We start from the raw sequence: 21,712 nt of genomic DNA, 5'->3' as shown, positions 1-21,712 counted from the left end.
AGTGGGTCTTTCCGTGAAAGGGTCCAACATGCCAACCGAACGCTTTACCTTTACCGGCCATGCTGGCCACGAGCTTGCTGCCCGCCTTGACCTACCCGAGGGGCAGCCTCTGGCCACAGCGCTATTTGCCCATTGCTTTACCTGCTCCAAGGATATTCCAGCCGCGCGCCGGGTGTCGGCCCGTTTAGCAGGTGCCGGCATCGCCGTATTGCGATTTGATTTCACCGGCCTGGGCCACTCAAAGGGAGAATTTGAAAACACATCCTTTGCCACAAATATCAATGACCTATTGCTGGCCGCCGAGGCGCTCAGTGCACGTGGCATGGCACCGGGTATGTTGATTGGTCATTCACTGGGTGGTGCCGCCGTGTTGGGAGCAGCCCGTAAAATCGACAGCGTTAAGGCCGTGGCAACTATCGGCGCACCATTTGATCCGGGCCACGTCACCCATAATTTTGGTGACGCATTGAAGAAAATCGAAGCGGATGGCGCAGCAGAGGTCATCTTAGGTGGTCGCCCAATCCGTATAGGGCAAGGATTCGTAGAAAACGTGAAAGCCGAAAACCTGACCGATGACATCGCCAATCTTGATCGCGCGTTACTGGTTCTACACGCCCCGCTTGACGCAACTGTTAGCATTGAAAACGCGGCAGAGATTTTCAAAACAGCTAAACATCCCAAAAGCTTTGTCACCCTCGACAACGCCGACCATCTGATCACGGATGCCGCTGATGCCGAATATGCCGCCGAAGTGATTGCGGCGTGGGGTGCGCGCTATTTGCAATTGCTCCCCCCGGCACCGCCGCCAGGCGCACCCGAAGGCATTGTCCGCGTCTCTGAAGCTGACCCCAAAGGATTTCTGCATGATGTCAATTCAGGACCAAAGCACCATGCACTGGCGGATGAACCTGTGGCTTATGGTGGAACTGACCAAGGGATGACCCCCTATGGGTTTCTGTCTGCAGGGTTAGGGGCTTGCACATCAATGACCATCCGGATGTATGCCCGCCGCAAAGGTTGGCCACTGGAGCACGTCAGCGTTGAGGTGAACCACAACAAGGTCCATGCTCAGGACGCCAATGCCCGCAATGATGCTCAAGCTGACAAATTCACCCGGGTGATCCACCTCAAAGGTCCGCTGAGTAAGGATCAACGCACCAAGCTGCTGGAAATTGCGGACAAATGTCCGGTACACCGCACGCTAGAGCGTAGCTCTGTTGTGGAAACCCGAATGGGCTGAACTGTTACGCCTTGACCAGATCCGGCGCGGGGGCCTGAGCCCCCATTTTTTGTGCAACGGCAATCGAGCTGCACATCTCCTGATGTAGGCGCTCGATCTCGTCCTGCTGCCCCCCAATCACGAAAAACGGTGTGCCCGATGTCTGCGTGCGAACATACAACTTGGCATTGCCTTTCGGGGTTGTTGGGCGAACAACATAGAAGCTCTCAATGTCATCAATGCTGATCGTCCGAGAGACCCGCCCCTGATCATTGATGTTGATGCGGGTCAATTCCAACGTCCGCTGCATGATATTCAACCGCATTTGGTGGCGAAACCCACGGGTGCCATAGGCAAAAATGATCAATCCCAGCGCCACGGAAATCAAGGAAAGTGAACGACTTGAACTCACCAGCTGAGCCGAGGCATTGTCTGGCAACAAGGCTTGCAGCATGATGGCGCCCACGATAAAAAACACCCCAGCCAAACGCAGGGTGACTTCGGTCATGGCCTCAAGGCGGAAACGCTCTGGTCGTTCCCGCGCTGTCACTCCAAGGGCCGAAGGGAACATCATGACGGACCGCCAGTCCAGATCTCCCAAAACTTCAGATTGCTGCATCGCCGACTCCGTGTCCTTATCCCCGGTTGCAATCTCAGGGTTGAAAACGGCAAGAATACGGCTGAGGTGAATTTATGTTGAAACTTTTGCACGCACTTGCATTCAAGAGGCATTAAAAAGCGCTATTTCTCAGGTTTTGCAGCGAAATTTAGCGGCCTCGGCCTCAAACCAACCCACCAAACACACAACCGCAGGTGATGATTCTGTTATGGCACGGTGTTGTAAGTAATAAGATGTCTCACGACTGGACAGGCTTGGCCCGACGCGCAAAATATCGCCCCTATCCAAGAGATCGTCCACCAACCCATGCCAACCCAACGCGATACCTTCACCGTTCAATACCGCACGCATCAAAAATGGATAAGCGTCATAGGGTGACGGTTGACCAAATACAGGCATCGTCAGACCAGCCCGTGTGAAATAACTGCGCCACGTCAGAAACCCTGAATCCCCGACAGAAAAATGTAAAAAATCATTCGGATCCAGTTGAGACAGGTCAATTTGGCCTTCCTCTGACATTGAAACCTTATGACGCGCCAGAAAATCAGGACTGCACACTGGAAAGGTTTCGTCCCGGATCAAGGGCACAAAAGGCCGATCTGCAATCCGCGTGACATCCCAAACAACCGCCGCATCAATGCGCCGGAAATCCAGATAACTCATCTGATCCGTAGTAATCACCCGCACTGGAATGCCATCCATGGCTTTGCGTAACTCTGAGAACCGGGGCATCAGCCACTGGTCTGCAAAACCGTAACTACAGGCCAGAACCACGCCAGGCTCATCCTCTTGCGTCATGACCTCCTGCCAGACAGACGCGACATGACCAATACCCAACGCCACCGCATCTGCCAGCTTCTGCCCGGCCTCTGTCGGGCTGATTTTATTGTGATCCCGGTGGAATAACGCACAGCCCAACCGGCTTTCTAAGGTCGCGATATGGCGTGACACAGCAGGCTGGCTGAGGTTCAGCTCTTTAGCTGCCAGTGAAAACCCCTGATGCCGTACAGCGGCCTCCATCACCAACAAGGCATTAAGTGATCCGGTCAATGTGCGGGTATGCGTTTCCATAACAAAATGTAATCCAATGCATAGAATTATGTCCAGTTTATTGCTTACGTCCCGATGGCTAAACTGAGCGATGCAATTACCAAAATTCGAACAATGATTGGAAGCTCCGACATGAACCGCCCCCTCTCTCATATACGCGTTCTGGACTTTGGCCAGTATCTGGCCGCACCGCTGGTTGGCATGATGCTTGCCGATATGGGAGCTGAGGTCATCAGGATAGATCCGCCCAACGGGCCCGCCTTCGACGATCCGGCCTTTGATATGCTATCGCGCGGCAAAAAGCCTCTGACCCTGAATTTAAAATCAGAAGAAGGCCACTCAACCGCAATCGAACTGGTCAAACGCGCAGATGTCGTGCTTGAAAACTTCCGTCCTGGCGTAATGGATCGATTAGGCCTGGGGCCTGAAGCTCTGCGCGCCCTCAACAACCAACTGATCTATCTCTCCATGCCCGGTTTTGCCTCAACTGATACTGAGTTGGCCGACATTCCCGCATGGGAGGCGGTGATTGCCGCTTATACCGGGCAATTCACCGACATGGGATTGAATCGCCGCCTGATGGGCATCAACCCGTCGTTCACGCCGCTGACGCTCGCTTCGGCATACGGGTCCAGTTTCGGCGCAATGGCGGTGTTGTTCGCGCTGAATGCGCGCGAGACAAATGGCGGCGACCACATAGAGGTACCGCTGGCAGCTGCTTTGCTGGAAGGATTGATATACAATTGCGAGCAGATCGAAGACTATCCAGAACGTTACAAATCTCCACGCGAGGTGGAGCTGGATCGCCGCGCGGCCGAAGGGTTGCCGATGAACCTGAAGTTCGAGGAACTCTCTGAATTCCTTGATCCTTTCTATCGCACCTATACCTGTGCCGATGGACGCGGATTCTATGTAGTTAGCGGCTCAGTCGCGACGCACCCACACCGTGTTCTGGAAACTTTGGGGCTTAAGGATCTAGCCGATGAGCTGCCCGATTTTTCGGCCTACCTGGACACCGCAGATTGGCCTGCAGAATGGTCTATGCGTAATTATCCCGTCGGCGCATCTGATCGCGCGCGTGTGTCGTCGGCAATGAAAGCCGCGTTTCTGACCAAACCGGCCCACGTATGGGAGGAGCTGTTCGGCACAGCCAAGGCCCCAGCGACCGCCCAGCGCTTCACCAAGGAATGGCTCAATGATCCACACGCTCTCGCCTCTGGCCTGATCTTGGAAGTTGAAACCACCCGTCACGGCATCATGCGCCAAATGGGCAATGTGGCTTGGATTTCGGAAGATGGTGCCGCAGCTCAAAAAGCGGATATCAGACCTGCAAATCTTGCGGCGCTCCTTTCCGAACCAGAGCGGCCCTCTGGCTCCACACAGACCGGCAAAGGCTGGCTCGATGGCCTCAATGTATTGGACTTGACCAATGTGATCGCCGGCCCAACGATTGGCTCAACTCTGGCGCGTTACGGCGCCGATGTTACACTGGTGCAGCCAGTTGAGCCTTCGGTTGATCCATGGAATACAGTTGTGTTCGGCATTCATGCGCAGCGCGGCAAGGAAAGCATTCTGCTCAATCTGCGCACTGACGAAGGTCAAGAGGCTCTGAGCAAGCTAATTGCCGAGACCGACGTCATCACCATGAACGGCACGGATGAGCAACGTGATAAATTGGGGCTATCGCCTGAGCGGCTAGAGGTCCTCAATCCGCGCCTTATTCTGGTGCAGCTTGATGCCTTTGGCGGGCCATTGCGCGGGCCTAAATCTGACCACCTGGGTTATGATGATCTGGCGCAGGCTGCGACGGGTGTCATGACCCGCTTTGGTGGCAGCATGAAAACACCCGAAGAGCACGCCCACTTTGGCACGATTGATGTGTTAACCGGGTTTTGCGCCTGTATTGCCTTGGGCGGCGCGCTATTACGGCTGCGCGAAACCGGCAAAGGCAGCATTGCGCGCGCTTCGCTTGCGGGGGCGGGCAACCTGATACAGACACAATTTATGTATGACTATGAAACCCGCGCCCCATTTGATGAGCCATCAGGGCGCGAGGCTCTGGGCTGGGGGCCATTCTACCACTGCTATGAGGCCGCGGATCAATGGATGTTTTTTGCCGCCCCAACGGAGCGATTTGCAGCTTTAGCGCAATGCCCTGACACCGCAGATCTGGTAAATGTGCCCGAGGATGAACTGCAACCTGCCTTGGCAGCACGTTTCAAAACCAAGCCATTGATCCATTGGCGTGCGGCCTTTGCACAAGGGTCCAGCACAGTTGTGCCATTGGCCTCACTGCATCAAACGCGCGACGCGTCTTTGCAATTGGAAAGTGGCGGCAACATCGATCTCACGCAGTCCACATTCCGGGTCATTCGACACGATCAACACCCGATGGGACGTTGGTGTGATCTAGTTGCGCCCAACGCGGTGCGATCACAATCCGGACACATCACCATCCCTGGCCCGATGCCAAAATACGGCCAGCACACGCACGATATTCTAATACGGCTGGGGTATTCATCCGACCAGATCAACGAAATGATCGAAACCGGTGCTGCCGGGGAAAACTGGTCAGAAAATTACCTGCCGGAATAATCCCCGATCAGGATATCTCATTGATAAAGGCATGCAGATGCCGGGCAACCTGATCCCCGGCCTCCAGCAACAGCGAATGTTTATAACCGTCCATGATCACCAAGTCGGAATCTGGCAGGGCGGCCTCAATCTGGCGGTTTAGGCGCGGATTGCAGCCGCCATCATTTTCACCAGTTAAAACCAAAGATGGCGCCATCACCTCGTGCAACCAAGGGGCCATTTCGGTGCCCGCGTAGATGCGGAAGACGTTCATGAAAATATCTGGGTCAGTTCCAATCACCTGTTGCAGGCGACGTTCGACCACATCGCCATGGTTGGCGATAAAATCATCGGTAAACCAGCGATCCGTAAGCGTGGGCAGAATTTGGGGGATACCCTTATCTTCCATTGCCTTGACCACTCCCCAGACCTTGGCACTGTCATCTTCGGTGCGAAAGGCCGCAGTAGATAAGAGGCCCAGCGACAGCACCCGATCAGGATAGCGCAACGCATAGGCCGGGCCGATCATTCCACCCAAAGAATGACCCGCGAAATGCGCATCTTCAAACCCGGTGCGTTCGCGTAGCCGCTCCAAATCATTGACCAGCTCATCAAGGCCAAATTCGCCCTTGGGCAAAGGTGACGCCCCGTGCCCACGCAGATCATAGGTGATGACCGTGTAATGCGGCGTCAGCTCAGGTAGTGCCTTGGCCCATGTGTTGCGCGCGGCCCCAATGCCGTGGATCAGAAACAGCGGCGGGCCATCGCCCTGAACCGTATATTCGCAGTCTATGATATCGCTCATCACATCACCTCAGTCTGGAAATTTGTCCGAGCACAGCGCGCCACCGGATCCCCAATCGCCCTTATCGACATCGGTGATCACCACATGCACGCTTTCGGGTGTGCCGCCTGTGGCATTTACAAACGCCTCAGTCAGTTCCTGCACCAAAGCGCGTTTTTGATCGACGCTACGGCCTTTGAACATTTCCACTCGGATGATCGGCATTCGGCTCTCCTTACTCGGTCTCGTGTGGGCGCACGATATGAAATGCACCGCTCATATAGGTCAAGGGCTTCTCTCCGGCGTTCGAGATACCGGTGACATTGCCGATGCAAATCGCGTGGCTGCCGTGGATGTGCCGATGGTTCAACGAACAGGTAAAGGCGGTAGCGCGCGGCAGCATGGGACCGAACTCGGTCTCGGTGATCTCAACCCCCTCAAACCGATTGGGGTTCGAGACATCCAAGGCCCCGGCAAACCGCGTGGCCAATCCTGCGGCATCTTCGGGCAGGATATTTACGCAAAACGCACCGTTTTCAGAAACAGTCTGGGCAATCCGGCTGTCGGCCTTGAGGCAAACCAAAACCGATGGCGGATCGGCGGAAAGCGAGGAAAAGGCACTAACCGTCGCCCCCATCTTGCCCGCAGGGCCATCGGTGGTGACAACGGTGACGGTGGACGCCACATGGCGCATGGCGGTGATAAACGCGTCGCGGGCAGCATTCATTGGGCAGCGACCCTGGCTATACGGCCTGTGAAGTGTGGCATAACCTCTTCAGCGAAACACTGGATCGAGTCCATTGTCTGGCTGAGCTCCAGTCCGAAATTCATGTTCAGGATGACGCGATCGATCCCCAGCTCGGCGTATGGCCCAAGCTTGTCGATCATTTCCTGTGGTGTGCAGATCAAAAGACTTTCCCCCAGTTCTTCGACCGTCTGGTCGCGTAGCAGTTCTCTGATCATACCATTGTCAACAATTCCGGGGCCGGTAAAGACATTATCGAAGCGGCTGTAATAACTATAAGCGGCTTCGATCTTGCGCTGGCGCTCGGCCGCGCTATGGGCAACGTGGGCCACCCGGCTAAGCGAGAGGGTCAGATGCGCGCCCTCCTGTCCCATTTCATCCTTGGCGCGGGTAAAGCCCCCAACCTGATCCATCAGCAATTGATGGTTACCCGACAGGGGTGTCGTCTGGATGTGAAAGCCGCGTTTGGTGCAGTGATAGATCCCTTCGGGATTCATCACCGCCATCATCATCGCAATAGGGCGGACCGGGCGCGGCATGACGGTAAGAGGATCAAATTGGTAGTATTTACCATCCCAACTGACTTCTTCCTTGCTCAGCAATGCCTGCAGAATATCGAGGGATTCATCAAATCGCTCGCGGGTTTCATCCATCTGGACACCCAACCGCCCCATTTCATAGGCAAACGCCCCACGCCCCACGCCCAGCATCAGGCGACCTTCGGTGAAGATGTCAGCGACCACCACCTCACCCGCATAGATCCGCATATCGTGCAGCGGCAGCACGACAACCGAAGTCATGATTTTCACCCGTTCGGTCATCGACGCAATTTTTGTAGCAAAGGTTAGCGGCGCCGGCATCATCAGAACATTGATAAGATGGTGCTCTGTCAAAGACACCGCATCATAACCCAACCGGTCGGCCAGTTGCGCCTGATCCAACATGTCGCGATACACACGGTCCCCGCCATAGGATTTATCCGGGTAATCGGCTGATAACTGTAGGCTGAATTCCATGTCTCACACTCCCTGATCGTTTGCTCAGAGTGACAGAGTTTTTAAAATCTGGAAAACGGATTTATTCTATTCATTAATTCAAAAATATTGCATTATGTAGTGTATGAACTTGGCAGCAATAGAAACTTTTCTGGCGGTCACCCGTGTTGGCAACCTTAACCGCGCGGCGGATGAGATGAACGTGACCCAATCCGCTGTCACGGCCCGGCTGGATGCATTAGAGCAGGCATTGGGTGCCAAACTGCTCAATCGCTCGCGCAAGGGCGCAACATTGACCAAGGCCGGCTATGCCTTTCTGGAACAGGCGGAGTTAATCGCCAGCACATGGTCCAACGCCAAAGCGCAGGCCAACCTGCCGCGTGGGGTAACGCAGCTATTTAGCTTTGTTTGCGCGCCATCGCTCTGGCCCAAGCTTAGCGAGAGTTGGATCGAAGGCTTGCGTCGGGATCATCCCGACACGGCCATTGAGATATGGACAGGGTTAAAGGACGACGCCCAGCGCTGGTTGCAAAGCGGGGTGAGCGACGCTGCTCTGTTGCCTGAGCCAATCACCGGGCCCGACTATGACCACAGGATATTTTCCACCGAAACATTGATACAGGTATCGACAGTAGAGCGTGAAGCGGTGCGGTGGGATCCGGCCTATATCTTTGTCGATTACGGACCAGCCTTTCGCGCCCAACACGCAGCCGCCTGGCCCAGTGGGGAAACGGCCTCGCTTTCTTTCAGCAACCCAAGCTGGGCACATGAATATCTATTAAAGCATGGTGGATCGGCCTACCTGCCCGAACGAATGGTGCGTGAGGATCTGGCGGCGGGTCGGTTTTTTGCCGTCAAAGGCAGCACCACTTTCACCCAGCGCAGTGTTCTAAGCTGGCGCAAGGCAAGCGAGGCCGCGTTTTCGTGGTTGGCGTCGAATTAATAAAGATATCCCGGTGCACCTTGAAGTGATTTGCTGATTGTTGTGCGGACCGTTATTCTTCCAACTGTGAAAGCCATGATCCTATCGCTACTCCTCGCGCTCGCCCCGGCGAATGCGCGTGCTTGTGAGCTTGCGCTGGTTATTGCCCTCGACGTGTCGCGCTCTGTCGACAAATCCGAGTATGTGTTGATGCGAAACGGTATCGGTCACGCGCTCTTAGATGATGAAGTCACCAATTTGATTGCCTGGATGCCTGGCGGCGTGAAAGTAACCGTAACCCAATGGGGCGGCGCAGGTCAGCAGCGCCAGCCGATCGCTTGGCGCCGCCTCTCGAATAAGCAAAGCGTCATAGAGTTTGTTGAAGATCTGATCGAGATCGATCGCGGTTTCTGGTATGCTGATACCTCGGTCTCAGAGGCCCTGCTACACGCTGATCTAATGTTCCGCCAACTCGGGTCCCCCTGTCGTCGTCAGGTGATTGATGTGTCGGGCGATGGCATTTCGAATGCAGGGCCAGAGGTCAACCCGATCTCAAATGCTGTCGCTGCGAGGGGCGTCACCATCAATGGTTTGGTGGTCGCAGGTGCCCGCCCTGATCCGGTTGTTTACTATCTTTCGGAGGTGATCCGCGGACCCTTGGCCTTTGTCGAAGTCACACACGGCTATGACGATTATGCTCACGCAATGAAACGGAAACTGCTGCGCGAACTGGCACCAAACCTTTCTCTCCTCGACTAAAGAAACCCACCGAACACATTAGTTAAAACTCTTAACGAAACACCCCAGTCATCTTGCGTTTCGCTGCAACAATCAATGTCAGTCAAACTAGCGGGCAAATAACAGCATATCGCAATGATCCTAGATGTATGCCAAGCGCGAGCATCGTTGCTCGTTTCAGTATCGATCTCTTTGCACTCAAACCAGATATCCGACAGCACTGGCCAAAGATGCTTGTGCCTGTCATATCATTCCCAAACATTCATACGTCATGACAAGGTCCAACATGTCCCAGATCATCGAACACTTCGCTGAAATTTCTGATCGCTATCGCGCATTGTTTGTTGATCTGTGGGGCTGCATGCACAATGGCATAAATGCCTTTCCCGAGGCGGTGGCCGCGATGCAGGCTTATCGCGCCAAAGGCGGCATTGTGGTGCTGGTCACCAATTCGCCCAAGCCCCGCGCGGGTGTGGCAGCGCAGTTGGGGCAGTTCGGCGTGCCTGATGATGCCTATGACACCATCGCCACCTCGGGTGATTCAGCGCGGTCAGCGATGTACACTGGCGCGGTTGGGGAAAAGGTGTTCTTCATGGGCGAGTGGGCGCGCGACGAGGGGTTTTTTGAACCACTGGAAGTGATCGAAAGACCGATCACCATCAGCCGCGTGCCGCTAGATCAGGCCGAGGGCATCGTCTGTTGCGGTCCGTTTGACACCATGGCGGACCCGGATGTGAACCGGCCTGATTTTCTCTATGCCAAGCAAAAAGGCATGAAACTGCTCTGCGCCAATCCGGATATGGTGGTAGATCGCGGCGAGCGGCGCGAATGGTGTGCCGGTGCCTTGGCCAAGCTTTATACCGAGATGGGCGGTGAAAGTTTGTATTTCGGCAAGCCCCATCCGCCGATCTATGACTTGGCCCGCCGTCGTCTGGCGGCCATGGGTGAAAATATCGAATCATCTGACATTTTGGCCATCGGCGACGGAATCCACACCGACATTCGCGGCGCAGTGGGTGAGGATATCGATTCTCTTTTCATCTCTGGCGGGCTTGCTGCAGGTGAAACCAAGACCGATTACCAGCCCGATCCAGAGGCCCTAAGTGCCTATCTGGAAAAGGAAATGATGGCCCCAACCTACACAATTGGCCGGTTGCGGTAGGTAAAAATAACACTTGATTTTCTGCACCTGCAAAGTAATAAAGTTCCAACATCAGTCATAATATGATCTGAAAGTTACTCACCCGACTGCATCGGAGGGCCGGATGTTGGACAATTTGCCTCGTGGAACCATCACCATTGAAGAGATCGAGATGGGTATGGTGCGCAGCCTGCGCAAAGTGGTTACCGATGAAGACATTGAAATGTTTGCGCAGATCTCAACCGACCGCAATCCGGTACATCTGGATGATGATTATGCCCGCGATACAATATTTGAGGGACGCATCGCCCACGGCATGCTAACCGCTGGATTGATCTCGGCCGTAATTGGTGAGCAACTGCCCGGTCATGGCACAGTCTATATGGGTCAATCCCTGAAGTTTCTGGCCCCTGTGCGCCCTGGCGACATGGTTCTGGCCGAGGTCGAAGTCATTGGTATCGACCACGCTAAACGCCGGGTTCAGCTGGATTGCCGCTGCAAGGTCAATGGCAAAAAGGTTCTGATCGGTGAAGCCACCGTTCTGGCACCGTCTGGCAAGTTCGACTAATTTTGAACGGGCGTGAGGGGCACTGCCCCTCTTGGCCTTTGACCAATTCACCCCGGAGTATTTTCACAAAGGTGAAAACGGATTGCCCTTATGGTGTTTTCAACACCTGTCGGAGCGCCGCATAGTCCGCAAGGCCAAAACTCTGACCCATGGTTCCGTGCCAGCGATCCGCAAAGGCCGCGCGAATGTGATCGCTGATCATATGTTTACCTTGTCCCGCCTGCCCCTGATTAACCTTGGTTGAAACGCCATCCGTGGGCAGGTTGCACGCGGCGTCCCGTGCATGGCGTAGCAGATGATCATCAAACTGGTCACTATGCGCCTTCATGAATGCAAAGCCTGCCTGATGTGTTGCGAGCTCAATCACCTTAGGGTCAGACACGCCCATGAAAGCGGCCACCTGCCGTACTGCGGCGGGTAAATCAAGCTTCATCTCCTCAAACGCCAGTAACAGAACATCTGCGTGCGCGCGTTGCGCCCACCAGCTTTGAGCATGGTGCCAGTAACTGTTGGAGGGGTCCCGTTCTAGAAAGTATGCTGCAAAATCTTCCAGCGTGATTGACCCAGCCTCGAATTGCCAACCATCAAAGAATTTGTACAATGAGACCATCGCATCCACCGGATCGCGCAGAACCACGATATAGCGCCCGCCTTTGGGGATCTCATCCCAGCTGAGATGGCTTTTGAAGGCACGAGGATGGGCAACCTGTGGCGCATCCACATCCATACCCATATCATGCGCCAACTCTAACCAGGGCACCACCTCTGTGATCTCATCAAATTCCATCGCGCCGCCGGTGCGCAGCCCATGCACGATCTGCTGCATCCATGTGGTGCCGCATTTGGCAAAGGGGCTGATGAATATATCAGAGGCTGCGGGCTGGTAAGACAACCCTTGCTGCACGCCAGTCTCCGTCGCGAAACCCTTCAAGTTCTGTCGGACACCATCCATATCTGTAGGGCGTGCTCTGGTCATCACTGTCTCCGACATTGTTTTGCCATGCCTACAATATTGCCTCGCAGTTCACCAGCATCCCGCTTGCACCTGACAGGTGATATCGCTACCCCTGCGCCATGCGCATTATTCGTGATTATAACTATATCGAGCCTGAAGACCGGGGTGCCAGTGTGGCGATCGGAAATTTCGATGGCGTGCACTTGGGCCATCAGTCCGTGATCGACCTTGCCCGTGCCGCCGGATCACAGATTGGCGCGCCACTGGGCATCATGACGTTTGAGCCACATCCAAGGCAGTTCTTTGCCCCAGAAAGCCCGCCCTTTCGCCTGATGAGCGCTGAGGCTCGCGCCAGTCGTCTGGAAAAATTGGGCGTTCAGCGGCTCTATGAGTTGAACTTCAGCGCCACGCTGTCAGCGCTTACGCCTGAGGAATTCGCCCGTGATGTAATTTGCGAGGGGCTAGGCCTGCGCCATGTTGTTGTGGGGGCTGATTTTTGTTTCGGAAAGGGTCGCGCTGGCAATGCGCAGGATCTTATCGACTTTGGCAAACAGTTGGGTTTTGGTGTCACCATTGCAGAGCTGATCGAAGGCGACCGAGGCGAGGTATCATCGACCGCAATCCGCAACGCGCTAAGCGAGGGTCGTCCCCGGGATGCCGCCAGCATGCTGGGCCATTGGCACCGCATTGAGGGCACGATCATCGGCGGTGAGCAACGTGGGCGCACCTTGGGCTACCCAACCGCCAATATGTCGATCGAGGGCCTCCACCCGGCCAAATTTGGCGTCTACGCCGTTCTGGTGGATGTACTAGATGGCCCGCATAAGGGCCTGTATCATGGTGCCGCCAGTATCGGCACCCGCCCGATGTTTAATGGTGAGATGCCCAATCTGGAAACCTTCCTGTTTGATTTCTCAGGTGATCTTTACGGCAGTCACATGTCGGTTGCTTTGGTCGATTACCTGCGCCCTGAAGAAACCTTTGATGGGCTCGAGGCCTTTGTCACCCAGATGGGTAACGATTGTACTCGCGCCCGCAGCATTCTGGATGCCCTATGACCGATCCAATTGACCGCACTGACCTGCGCGCGCGTTTTTGGGAAAAAACACCGCTGAACAAGATGACCCCGAAAGAGTGGGAGGCTTTGTGTGATGGCTGCGGCAAGTGTTGCATGAACAAGCTGGAAGACGAAGACACTGGTGAAGTGGCCCTGACCCGCGTCGCTTGCCGCCTGTTTGACGATAGCAGCTGCCATTGCGCGCAATATCCGATCCGGCATCAGTTCATCCCAGAATGTATCACCCTTAGCCCCGACAACATGGAGGAAAACCTCTATTGGATGCCGGAAACCTGCGCGTACAAACTTTTGTGGAAGGGCGAGCCGCTTTACAATTGGCACCCGCTGATTTCCGGTGATCCGAATGCGGTGCACACAGCAGGTGTCTCAATGCAGGATCGTACTGTACCAGAGTTCGAAATTGACGAAGACGACTGGGAAGACCACGTGATCGAGGAGCCATTGGGATGAATTTCGGATCAGACAACTGTGGACCAGCACACCCGGCAGTTCTGGACGCTGTGATCAAAGCCAACAGTGGCTATCAGGCCTCCTATGGCGCAGACACGGTCATGGATGGCGTGCGCGCCCAAATCCGCGAGATTTTCGAAGCCCCTGAAGCGGCAGTTTACCTTGTTGCCACCGGCACCGCCGCCAATTCATTGGCACTTTCATGTATGGCTCAGCCCTGGGATACTGTGTTTTGTTCAGAGATGGCACATATCCAACGCGACGAATGCAACGCCCCAGAATTTTACACGGGCGGGGCCAAACTAACGCTCGCTGGCGAAGGCGATAAGCTGACCCCCGAAGGGTTGAAAACTGCGATCACAAGCTGGGTCAAGGGCGACGTCCATGTCTCCCAGCGCGGCCCACTGGCCTTGACCCAAGCCACAGAAAACGGTCGCATCTACACAGTGGCCGAAATCGAGGCGCTGACCACGGTCGCAAAGCAATACAGCCTGCCCACATACATGGACGGCGCGCGGTTCACCAATGCGCTAGTTGCACTGGGCTGCACACCTGCCGAGATGACGTGGAAGGCCGGGGTTGACGCCGTTTCACTTGGCGGGAGTAAAAATGGCTGCATGGGTGTGGAGGCAGTTATTTTCTTTGACCCTTCCAAAGCATGGGAATTTGAACTGCGCCGCAAACGCGGGGCGCATCTGTTTTCCAAGCACCGGTATCTGTCGGCCCAGATGCAAGGGTACCTGACTGATGATCTGTGGCTAGCAACGGCCCGGATGGCGAATGCCCGTGGTGCCTATCTCTCTAACCGTCTGGCCGAGGTAGAGGGTGCCAATATTCTCTATGAACCACAGGTTAACATGATCTTTGCCACATTGCCCCGCGCGACCCACCAAAAGCTGCACGCGGCCGGCGCTGTCTATGGCTTATTCGAAGGGCCGCTGGATGATGGTGATCCAAATGAACCGCTTCTCATGCGTCTGGTTTGTGATTGGTCAATTTCAGAAGCGGAGATTGACCAGTTTATTGCGGCGGCAAAGTAAGGGCGCCCTTACCCGCGAACCGCATCAATCATACGCTGCACATTGTCGGGATCAGCGTCTGGCGTGATACCGTGGCCAAGATTGAAAATATGTGGACCAGCTTTGAACGCCTCAACGATGCGACGCGTGTCCTGCACCAGCTCATCTCCACCCGTGACCATATGTCGTGAGGCCAGATTGCCCTGAACACAGCCCGCTGTTTGCACATACTCGGCCGCCCACTCGGGACTGACGGAATTATCCAACGCCACGCAGTCTGCCCCGGTTTTTTCATGGAAGCCGATGTAGCCGTCACCCGCTTCGCGCGGGAAGGCTATGATCGGCGTGTCAGGGTGACGAGCCTTGAGTGCTGCAATGATCTTGCGGGTTGGTTCAACCGCGTAGGCCTCAAAATCATCGCCTTTAAGGGACCCTGCCCAGCTGTCGAACAGTTTAACGACTTCGGCCCCAGCTTCGATCTGGGCGGACAGGTATTCGATGGTCGATTCGGTCAGTCGGTCGATGATGCCTTCAAACACTGGCTTATTTTCTGCCTTTAGCGCATGGGCGGGCCCCTGATCGGGTGTTCCACGTCCGGCAATCATATAGGTGGCGACGGTCCACGGCGCGCCAGCAAAGCCGATCAGTGTGGTTTCCTTGGGCAAGGCCTGCGACAGATTTCGTACAGTCTGATAGATCGGGGCGAGTGTTTCGTGAATATCCGCCGTAGGCTTCAGCTGATCCAGTTCGGGCTGACTGGTAATGGTCGACAAGCGCGGCCCTTCGCCGGTGACAAACCACAGATCTGCACCCAATGCCTGTGGCAACAGCAAAATGTCTGCAAACAAAATTGACGCATCAAAACCGTAGCGTCGGATCGGCTGCAGGGTCACCTCGGTTGCAAGATCGCTGTTATAACACAACGAGAGGAAATCTCCAGCCTCGGCCCGTGTGGCGCGATATTCGGGCAGATAACGCCCAGCCTGGCGCATCATCCAGATCGGTGGCACAGCTTGAGTTTCCCCCGCCAGCGCCTTCAGGATCGTTTTTTCTGCAGTCATGCCACCCTCCGTTTGCATGCGTGGTCACCTTATGGCGACAAGATGTCAAGCGCAGGTCTCTTGTAATGTCATTTTGCCGCGTCTAGACCGCTGGTATGACAATTACACTCCCTTCCCCGATCGCCCCTCTGAAACTTGGCACTCGCGGCTCGCCACTTGCCTTGGCGCAGGCCCATGAAACCCGTGAACGGTTGATGCAGGAATTCGACCTGCCCGATGCCGCATTTGAGATCGTGGTGATCAAAACCACTGGCGACAATCGCCAGATGATTGACGCGGATCGCCCGCTCAAGGAAATCGGCGGCAAGGGATTGTTCACCAAAGAGATCGAAGAGGCGCTGCTGAACGGCTCCATCGACATCGCTATCCATTCAATGAAAGACATGCCTGTGGCCCAACCCGATGGGTTGCTGCTGGATTGCTACCTGCCACGCGAAGATGTGCGCGATGCCTTTGTGTCACCGCATGTGGGCGCACTGGCTGACCTGCCCGCGGGCGCAAAGGTCGGCACCTCATCGCTACGGCGCAAAGCACAGGTGCTGGTGGCGTATCCGCATCTGCAGGTCGTTGAGTTTCGCGGCAACGTACAGACGCGTCTCAGAAAACTTGATGACGGCGTAGCAGATTGCACATTTCTCGCCATGGCCGGGTTGCGGCGTTTGGGGCGGGCTGAGGTGGCCCGCTCTGCGATTGAACCTGATGTTATGCTGCCTGCCGTTGCACAGGGCGCGATCGGAATTGAACGGCGCGCAAATGACAGCCGCGTGGCAGAAATGCTCAGCGCCATCCACGACACGCACACAGCGCAACGCTTGAATTCCGAACGCGCCTTTTTAACCGCACTTGACGGCTCGTGCGAGACGCCCATTGCGGGCCTTGCGGAACTGGACAGTGGCACCCTGCGCCTGCGCGGTGAAATCCTGCGCCCGGATGGAAGTGAATGCCTGAAAGACGATCAAACCGCCTCGATTGAAGACGGCGCTGAACTGGGCCGTGAAATGGCCGCGCGGTTACTGACGCAGGCTGGATCAGGGTTTTTCGACTGGCGCAAATAATCTGTTATACTTGAGTGTACTTTGCACTTGACGCAGCATTAGTGGTGGACTACCTAGCGCCACGGTTTGGCGGAGTAGCTCAGTTGGTTAGAGCAGCGGAATCATAATCCGCGTGTCGGGGGTTCAAGTCCCTCCTCCGCTACCATAGCACCCCCATTTTCATCAAAACATGAGATCAGCGCGGCCATATCGCCAACGATTTCGACAAGTATGCAATCATCCACCTTGGGAAAAACGATGATTTGTGAACCCAACACTCGCAAAGCCTCAAGAGTTTCGTTTTCAAACCAAGTTGATCAGATGCATCGACACGTGAATAGATAAACTGAATTTGCAAAACCCTCATTAGGGGCACCATACACGGCTCTAGCCTTGATATTGTCGCCGTGTATCGCTAGTCAAATGTGATCTAATTCATATAAGTATCGGTATGCACTCAATGGTCAAAGTGTCATTCATTTTTGTTGTAGATGGGCAAAAACACGAAGTGATGGCCACTTTGTTGGTGGCGTCTATTAGGGCACATCACGGTAATAACGTTGATATTATCGCCTACTCTCCGGCGAACAACATCGACACTCAGTCCGAGATGTTTATCCAAATGATGGCTCGGTATGATGTCAAGCGCAGCTTGTTTGACAATGCGGCACCTGGCTGGGCCACAGATTACCCTCATGGCAATAAAATCTTGGCCTGCTGTGAACCCCGCGACACTCCTTGGTCTGTGTTTCTTGACACTGACATGATTTTATCTGGCCCTTGCAACCTTGACCAAATATGCCAGGACAGAACAGTATCCGGAGTGCCCGAAGGCGTGCCGACGTGGGGGCGTGCGGATGAAGACTGGGTACCGCTGTACAGCTATTTTGATCTTCCCTTACCCTCTGAGAAAATACGCCTTACACGGGGCCGGCGCATCGCGATGATGCCCTATTTTAATGGCGGTTTAGTTGGGTTCTCAGAAACCGCAGGACCGGATGGGCTTCGATTTCCTGAGGTTTGGCTTGATACCGCGAAAACCGTCGACAACAGCATTAACATTGAAAACAAAAGACCTTGGCTGGATCAAATAAGCCTGCCTGTCGCGATATCCCGCGCTGGTGCGACACTTCATGTCCTGGATGAATTTCACAACTTTTCATTGTATCGTCGAAAAAAGGAACTGCCCGACGACATCAAGGTAATGCATTACCATATGCCTGCGCATTTTAGGGGAAACGACACGTGCCAAAACCTCTTGCAATCAGTAATATCTCAAACACCGGCGAGCGAAAAAGCGGCCGTTGAACACTGGTTAAAACATTTCACACGAACGCAATAAACGCTTCTCAAAAGGAGATTGGTTTGGCAAAATTACCGATTTGCGCCACAACACACGTCAAACATGACGCATTCTATTTGCAGAAATGGATTGATCATTATTCGTCAATTGTTGGGCGGGAAAATCTCTTTGTTCATTTGGATGGCAATGACTGGGAAACTGATGTCGACCTTAGTGGCATCACAGTCGAGTACATCGAAGGGTCGCCGCATCGTCGCATCAAAAATGATCGTTTCATCGCAGGCTATATGTCAGGTAAAGCAAACGCGCTTCGCAGAAAATACCAATATGTACTGCGCACCGATGTGGACGAATATGTTATACGCAGCCCAAAATCAGAACAGGATTTTGTAACCGCTCTTCGAAAACACAGTGACCGGGGATATATTTATGCCTTGGGGCTTGATGTGGTGCAACGAGGTTCGACTGAACCTGAACTTGTACGGAGCGAACCTATCTTAGGCCAACGCCGTTATGCTTACGTCTCGGATAAATACAGTAAACCTTTTGCAATTTGGCGCTGGAACAATTGGACCGGCGGCGCCCACCGGTTGATAAATCGACCTGTGGAAATAGATCCTGAATTCTATCTCGTTCACCTAGCGCTGAGTGATCAGAAGCTTGCGTATGAGCGCCACCTGACACGTGGCGGACCAGACGGCTTGCATGTATCGCACTTATCGCATCAACAAGGCAGGCTGTCGCAGATATCCGAGGCCGCCACACGGCCACTGTTGGAATTCGAAGAGGCCAAAAGTATCGGATTACGTGACTTTCCCTTTGAAGAAGACGGCAGCCCCGCAAAACGTTGCCGCAACAGCAAAGACCCGCGCGGGTCGTTTGAAGGGCTTTACACCACCATTCCACCCGAGCTTGCAGGCATTGTCTGAAAGTACGGAGAAACCGCGTTGTTTGTGCATTAAACACAGTGCAACATCCAAGCTGTTAGGATTTTCCCTTACTTTCGATTCTGACCCTGTTTAACATTCGCATTATCAGGGTCTTATCAGATACCTAAATCCGATCTTTTCGCTAACGAACATCAGTAAGATTTTGGAACTTCACGCTATGTCAGCACCCGCTTTACCCCCCTCTCTGGACTTTGATTCTAACCAACCTTTGAAGGGGCAGATCCAAGTCCTGAAGGATGCTGTTGTCATGTCTTGGGCAGAGGGCTCAGCACGCGGGGCATCACGCCCCGGGGGGGTCTATACAGCAAGCGGAGAATGGTCTGACGTTGCTAGCCTTTGGCGCAATCCAAACCATCGAATTATGCTACCCGCCCACCTTCCAAATGAGGATGAAATAGAAACACTACGAGGAACCTGGATGTTTGGTGGCATGATGTATGGCCATTTCGGGCATTTCCTATGTGAATCCACCAGCCGTCTTTGGGGGCTCGCACACAGTCCACTTCCCTTGGACGGCATCATTTATATTCCAAAAAAGAAAATGACTTGGCCTAAGCGGTTGCTCCACGGCCACGAAGGCTTTTTTGACGCCTTAGGTGTGTCAGATCTCAGTTTTATGCTATCGAATGCACCTTTGCGTGTCGAACACTTGGTTATACCTCCGCAAGGGTTTGGCATGCACGCGATGATCGCTGGTGCCCCAGAGTACAGGGATTTCATCCATGCTAATCTGGGCAAAAACATCTCTCCCGAAGGCTCCAAAATGTTATACATTTCTCGGAGCAGGTTGTTTGTGAAACGTGGCTCTATTTTGGGTGAAGCACAGCTTGAGCAACATTTGGCAGCTGAGGGCTACGAGATATTTCATCCGCAGGAGCATCCCATTGAAGTCCAAATCGCACGATACAAAGCTGCGCAGAAAATCATATCCTTAGATGGCTCCGCCTTACATCTCGCTGCCTTTTTTGCGAATAAAAACAGCTGTATCGCCATCTTGAACCGCCGGCCCGGCACTTTGATTAGTGACTTCAAAACGCAGCTTGAAAAATTTGCAGATGTCACCCCACTTTTGATCAACGAAGTTCACCGGTTTTGGGGGATCAACGGCAAAACGCAGCACAACGAATTATATAGTTTGATGAGCTTCCCGTGCATACAAAAAAACCTGAAACAAAACGGGTTCATTTCAGGCGGTGATACTTGGGCAAATCTAAACAGTGTGGAACTTGCCCAAGCTTTAGCTGACATCGACAAACGTCTAGAAGGTACGAGCGCCTTAGAAGAAGTCTTTGTCCGCTAAATTGGCATCACCTCCAACATGAAGCTGTCGCGTATTCGTACCAGCCCAGTGCCCATTTAATTCATCCTAGATTTGAAGGCCGCGATATTGAATTGCCTACTGTGGGTAAACGACAGGGATTAGTTTGTCGGTATTGAAACCCGAAATTGTACTGTCTCGAGACCGGGGTTATCGCTATAAAGACCAGCGTTCGAACGGTGATCTATGCTGAGCCCCATCCGCACACCCTTTTTGTTTTGATAGCCAATCTCAATGCCAGAGCGGAACTCAATCGGCCCTCCTAGGTCAGCACCGTCGCCGTCTTCATAAAGACCCGCCATGGCATGCAGCTGTGTATAGAGCCTATCATTTGCGATCGAATAGGTTACCGCCTGCCCAACACCAGCCCAAAGCTCACCATCACTGGTGGCTGAAACACCATAGATCCATTGGAATGGGCCTGTCGCAAAACCTGTATCGCGGCGATAGTAAACTTCTTCACCGACACTATCTTCTTGGAAGACAGTCTCGCCAACGGACAGGGTGTTGTAGGCCTGAACATCGTTTTTAGCGATACAGCCTTCATTCGGGCAGTGGTTAATCCCAGCGTCGATCAAGCCCGCGATCAGGAATACGACGCCAAACGTCCCGTCTGTAATGAATGCTAAATCTGACATATCTGTCTCCCCGTTTCTTTGCAGAATAAATGGAACAGATGTCTATCGGAGTCTAGTCACGGGTTTGTTGATTTTTTGAGTTGTCTTTGATTGGTCACATGTCGTGCGCGCAATGCATGCGGTTACGGATACCCAAGGCATTAAAATTTTCTGATTGTATTTTTTTTGGATGATTTTGTTGATCGCATTGAGAGATACAAAGATAGAGGATTTTACTAGGTTTGGCGGTGACCTACTCTCCCACGTCTTAAGACGCAGTACCATCGGCGCAAAGGCACTTAACTGCCGGGTTCGGGATGGGACCGGGTGTTTTGCTCTCGCTATGACCACCAAACCAAGAAAAATCCTCTGATGTCCAAGTCACGTACATTGTGTTGTGTATGCTTTTGATTTCGATTTGTAATAGTCTGGCTATTACTGGATCAAATCAAGCCTATSGGGCAATTAGTACCAGTCAACTGAACATGTTACCATGCTTACATCTCTGGCCTATCGACGAGGTGGTCTACCTCGGCCCTCAGGGATACCTTGTTTTGAGGGGGGCTTCCCGC

General features: G+C 53.8%; 22 protein-coding genes, 1 tRNA gene and 2 rRNA genes. 14 read left to right on the top strand and 11 right to left on the bottom strand.

Annotation, left to right across the window (positions count from 1 at the left end; genetic code table 11):
• The first annotated feature begins 28 nt into the window (after positions 1-28).
• Positions 29-1,240 carry an alpha/beta fold hydrolase gene (locus D9A02_RS07860; RefSeq protein ID WP_120500461.1) on the top strand — a complete coding sequence of 404 codons (1,212 nt, stop codon included), beginning with the start codon at positions 29-31 and terminating at the stop codon, positions 1,238-1,240.
• A gap of 4 nt (positions 1,241-1,244) precedes the next feature.
• Here D9A02_RS07860 and D9A02_RS07855 read toward each other — a convergent pair whose 3' ends face one another.
• Positions 1,245-1,838 carry a hypothetical protein gene (locus tag D9A02_RS07855; protein ID WP_120500460.1) on the bottom strand — a complete coding sequence of 198 codons (594 nt, stop codon included), beginning with the start codon at positions 1,836-1,838 and terminating at the stop codon, positions 1,245-1,247.
• Between the two features lie 129 nt (positions 1,839-1,967).
• On the bottom strand, positions 1,968-2,909 hold the full coding sequence (locus tag D9A02_RS07850) for a LysR family transcriptional regulator (protein ID WP_162933002.1): 942 nt from the start codon (positions 2,907-2,909) through the stop codon (positions 1,968-1,970).
• Between the two features lie 111 nt (positions 2,910-3,020).
• On the opposite strand from D9A02_RS07850, the gene D9A02_RS07840 reads away from it, so the two are divergent.
• Positions 3,021-5,483, top strand: coding sequence for a CoA transferase (locus D9A02_RS07840; RefSeq protein WP_120500459.1), 2,463 nt, complete (start codon positions 3,021-3,023; stop codon positions 5,481-5,483).
• A 7-nt stretch (positions 5,484-5,490) separates the two neighbouring features.
• On the opposite strand, the gene D9A02_RS07835 is transcribed toward D9A02_RS07840, so the two are convergent.
• Genes D9A02_RS07835 through D9A02_RS07820 form a run of 4 tightly spaced genes read right to left on the bottom strand, consistent with a single transcriptional unit; the run spans position 5,491 to position 8,007 of the window.
• Positions 5,491-6,267, bottom strand: coding sequence for an alpha/beta fold hydrolase (locus D9A02_RS07835; protein WP_120500458.1), 777 nt, complete (start codon positions 6,265-6,267; stop codon positions 5,491-5,493).
• 9 nt (positions 6,268-6,276) lie between these two features.
• Positions 6,277-6,471, bottom strand: a complete 195-nt coding sequence (locus D9A02_RS07830; RefSeq protein ID WP_120500457.1) for a 4-oxalocrotonate tautomerase — start codon at positions 6,469-6,471, stop codon at positions 6,277-6,279.
• Between the two features lie 10 nt (positions 6,472-6,481).
• Positions 6,482-6,973: a flavin reductase family protein gene (locus D9A02_RS07825; protein ID WP_120500456.1), complete on the bottom strand. Its 492-nt coding sequence runs from the start codon at positions 6,971-6,973 to the stop codon at positions 6,482-6,484.
• Positions 6,970-8,007 (bottom strand): LLM class flavin-dependent oxidoreductase, encoded by a 1,038-nt coding sequence (locus tag D9A02_RS07820; protein ID WP_120500455.1) that lies wholly within the window; start codon positions 8,005-8,007, stop codon positions 6,970-6,972. Before D9A02_RS07820 ends, D9A02_RS07825 begins: the two co-directional genes overlap by 4 nt.
• Positions 8,008-8,110: 103 nt before the next feature.
• Between D9A02_RS07820 and D9A02_RS07815 the strand changes: the two genes are divergently transcribed.
• The 4 genes from D9A02_RS07815 (at position 8,111) to D9A02_RS07800 (ending at position 11,355) form a co-directional block, all read left to right on the top strand.
• Positions 8,111-8,929 carry a LysR family transcriptional regulator gene (locus D9A02_RS07815; RefSeq protein WP_120500454.1) on the top strand — a complete coding sequence of 273 codons (819 nt, stop codon included), beginning with the start codon at positions 8,111-8,113 and terminating at the stop codon, positions 8,927-8,929.
• 75 nt (positions 8,930-9,004) lie between these two features.
• Complete coding sequence (locus tag D9A02_RS07810) at positions 9,005-9,667, top strand: DUF1194 domain-containing protein (RefSeq protein ID WP_162933001.1); 663 nt, start codon at positions 9,005-9,007, stop codon at positions 9,665-9,667.
• 265 nt (positions 9,668-9,932) lie between these two features.
• Complete coding sequence (locus tag D9A02_RS07805; RefSeq protein WP_120500452.1) at positions 9,933-10,808, top strand: TIGR01459 family HAD-type hydrolase; 876 nt, start codon at positions 9,933-9,935, stop codon at positions 10,806-10,808.
• Positions 10,809-10,911: 103 nt separating this feature from the next.
• Positions 10,912-11,355: a MaoC family dehydratase gene (locus tag D9A02_RS07800; protein ID WP_120500451.1), complete on the top strand. Its 444-nt coding sequence runs from the start codon at positions 10,912-10,914 to the stop codon at positions 11,353-11,355.
• 88 nt (positions 11,356-11,443) lie between these two features.
• Here D9A02_RS07800 and D9A02_RS07795 read toward each other — a convergent pair whose 3' ends face one another.
• Positions 11,444-12,331, bottom strand: a complete 888-nt coding sequence (locus tag D9A02_RS07795; RefSeq protein ID WP_162933000.1) for a sulfotransferase domain-containing protein — start codon at positions 12,329-12,331, stop codon at positions 11,444-11,446.
• A 98-nt stretch (positions 12,332-12,429) separates the two neighbouring features.
• On the opposite strand from D9A02_RS07795, the gene D9A02_RS07790 reads away from it, so the two are divergent.
• The 3 genes from D9A02_RS07790 to D9A02_RS07780 are packed head-to-tail and all read left to right on the top strand — an operon-like array spanning position 12,430 to position 14,878.
• Positions 12,430-13,368, top strand: a complete 939-nt coding sequence (locus D9A02_RS07790; RefSeq protein WP_120500449.1) for a bifunctional riboflavin kinase/FAD synthetase — start codon at positions 12,430-12,432, stop codon at positions 13,366-13,368.
• On the top strand, positions 13,365-13,838 hold the full coding sequence (locus D9A02_RS07785) for a YcgN family cysteine cluster protein (RefSeq protein WP_120500448.1): 474 nt from the start codon (positions 13,365-13,367) through the stop codon (positions 13,836-13,838). The genes D9A02_RS07790 and D9A02_RS07785 overlap by 4 nt, the downstream gene beginning before the upstream one ends.
• The gene (locus tag D9A02_RS07780; RefSeq protein ID WP_120500447.1) at positions 13,835-14,878 is read left to right on the top strand and encodes a low specificity L-threonine aldolase; all 1,044 of its coding nucleotides are present in this window, start codon (positions 13,835-13,837) and stop codon (positions 14,876-14,878) included. The genes D9A02_RS07785 and D9A02_RS07780 overlap by 4 nt, the downstream gene beginning before the upstream one ends.
• 8 nt (positions 14,879-14,886) lie before the next feature.
• On the opposite strand, the gene hemE is transcribed toward D9A02_RS07780, so the two are convergent.
• Positions 14,887-15,918, bottom strand: coding sequence for a uroporphyrinogen decarboxylase (gene hemE, locus D9A02_RS07775; protein ID WP_120502434.1), 1,032 nt, complete (start codon positions 15,916-15,918; stop codon positions 14,887-14,889).
• A gap of 95 nt (positions 15,919-16,013) precedes the next feature.
• Between hemE and hemC the strand changes: the two genes are divergently transcribed.
• The 5 genes from hemC to D9A02_RS07750 all read left to right on the top strand — a co-directional run bounded on the left by hemC (position 16,014) and on the right by D9A02_RS07750 (position 20,505).
• Positions 16,014-16,973, top strand: coding sequence for a hydroxymethylbilane synthase (hemC, locus tag D9A02_RS07770; protein WP_120500446.1), 960 nt, complete (start codon positions 16,014-16,016; stop codon positions 16,971-16,973).
• A gap of 68 nt (positions 16,974-17,041) precedes the next feature.
• Positions 17,042-17,118, top strand: a tRNA-Met gene (locus tag D9A02_RS07765).
• 294 nt (positions 17,119-17,412) lie between these two features.
• Complete coding sequence (locus tag D9A02_RS07760; protein ID WP_120500445.1) at positions 17,413-18,294, top strand: hypothetical protein; 882 nt, start codon at positions 17,413-17,415, stop codon at positions 18,292-18,294.
• A gap of 23 nt (positions 18,295-18,317) precedes the next feature.
• On the top strand, positions 18,318-19,184 hold the full coding sequence (locus D9A02_RS07755; protein ID WP_120500444.1) for a hypothetical protein: 867 nt from the start codon (positions 18,318-18,320) through the stop codon (positions 19,182-19,184).
• Between the two features lie 178 nt (positions 19,185-19,362).
• Positions 19,363-20,505: a DUF563 domain-containing protein gene (locus tag D9A02_RS07750; protein ID WP_120500443.1), complete on the top strand. Its 1,143-nt coding sequence runs from the start codon at positions 19,363-19,365 to the stop codon at positions 20,503-20,505.
• 119 nt (positions 20,506-20,624) lie between these two features.
• On the opposite strand, the gene D9A02_RS07745 is transcribed toward D9A02_RS07750, so the two are convergent.
• The 3 genes from D9A02_RS07745 to D9A02_RS07735 all read right to left on the bottom strand — a co-directional run.
• Positions 20,625-21,161, bottom strand: a complete 537-nt coding sequence (locus tag D9A02_RS07745; RefSeq protein WP_120500442.1) for an acyloxyacyl hydrolase — start codon at positions 21,159-21,161, stop codon at positions 20,625-20,627.
• 219 nt (positions 21,162-21,380) lie between these two features.
• Positions 21,381-21,495, bottom strand: a 5S ribosomal RNA gene (gene rrf / locus D9A02_RS07740).
• A gap of 89 nt (positions 21,496-21,584) precedes the next feature.
• Positions 21,585-21,712: ribosomal RNA gene (locus D9A02_RS07735) — 23S ribosomal RNA — on the bottom strand; the annotation flags it as partial.

The organism is Roseovarius sp. EL26 (assembly GCF_900327775.1).
Classification (GTDB): domain Bacteria; phylum Pseudomonadota; class Alphaproteobacteria; order Rhodobacterales; family Rhodobacteraceae; genus Roseovarius.
The sequence above is the reverse complement of the archived record's forward strand: the minus strand, read 5'-3'. Positions and strand labels throughout refer to the sequence as shown.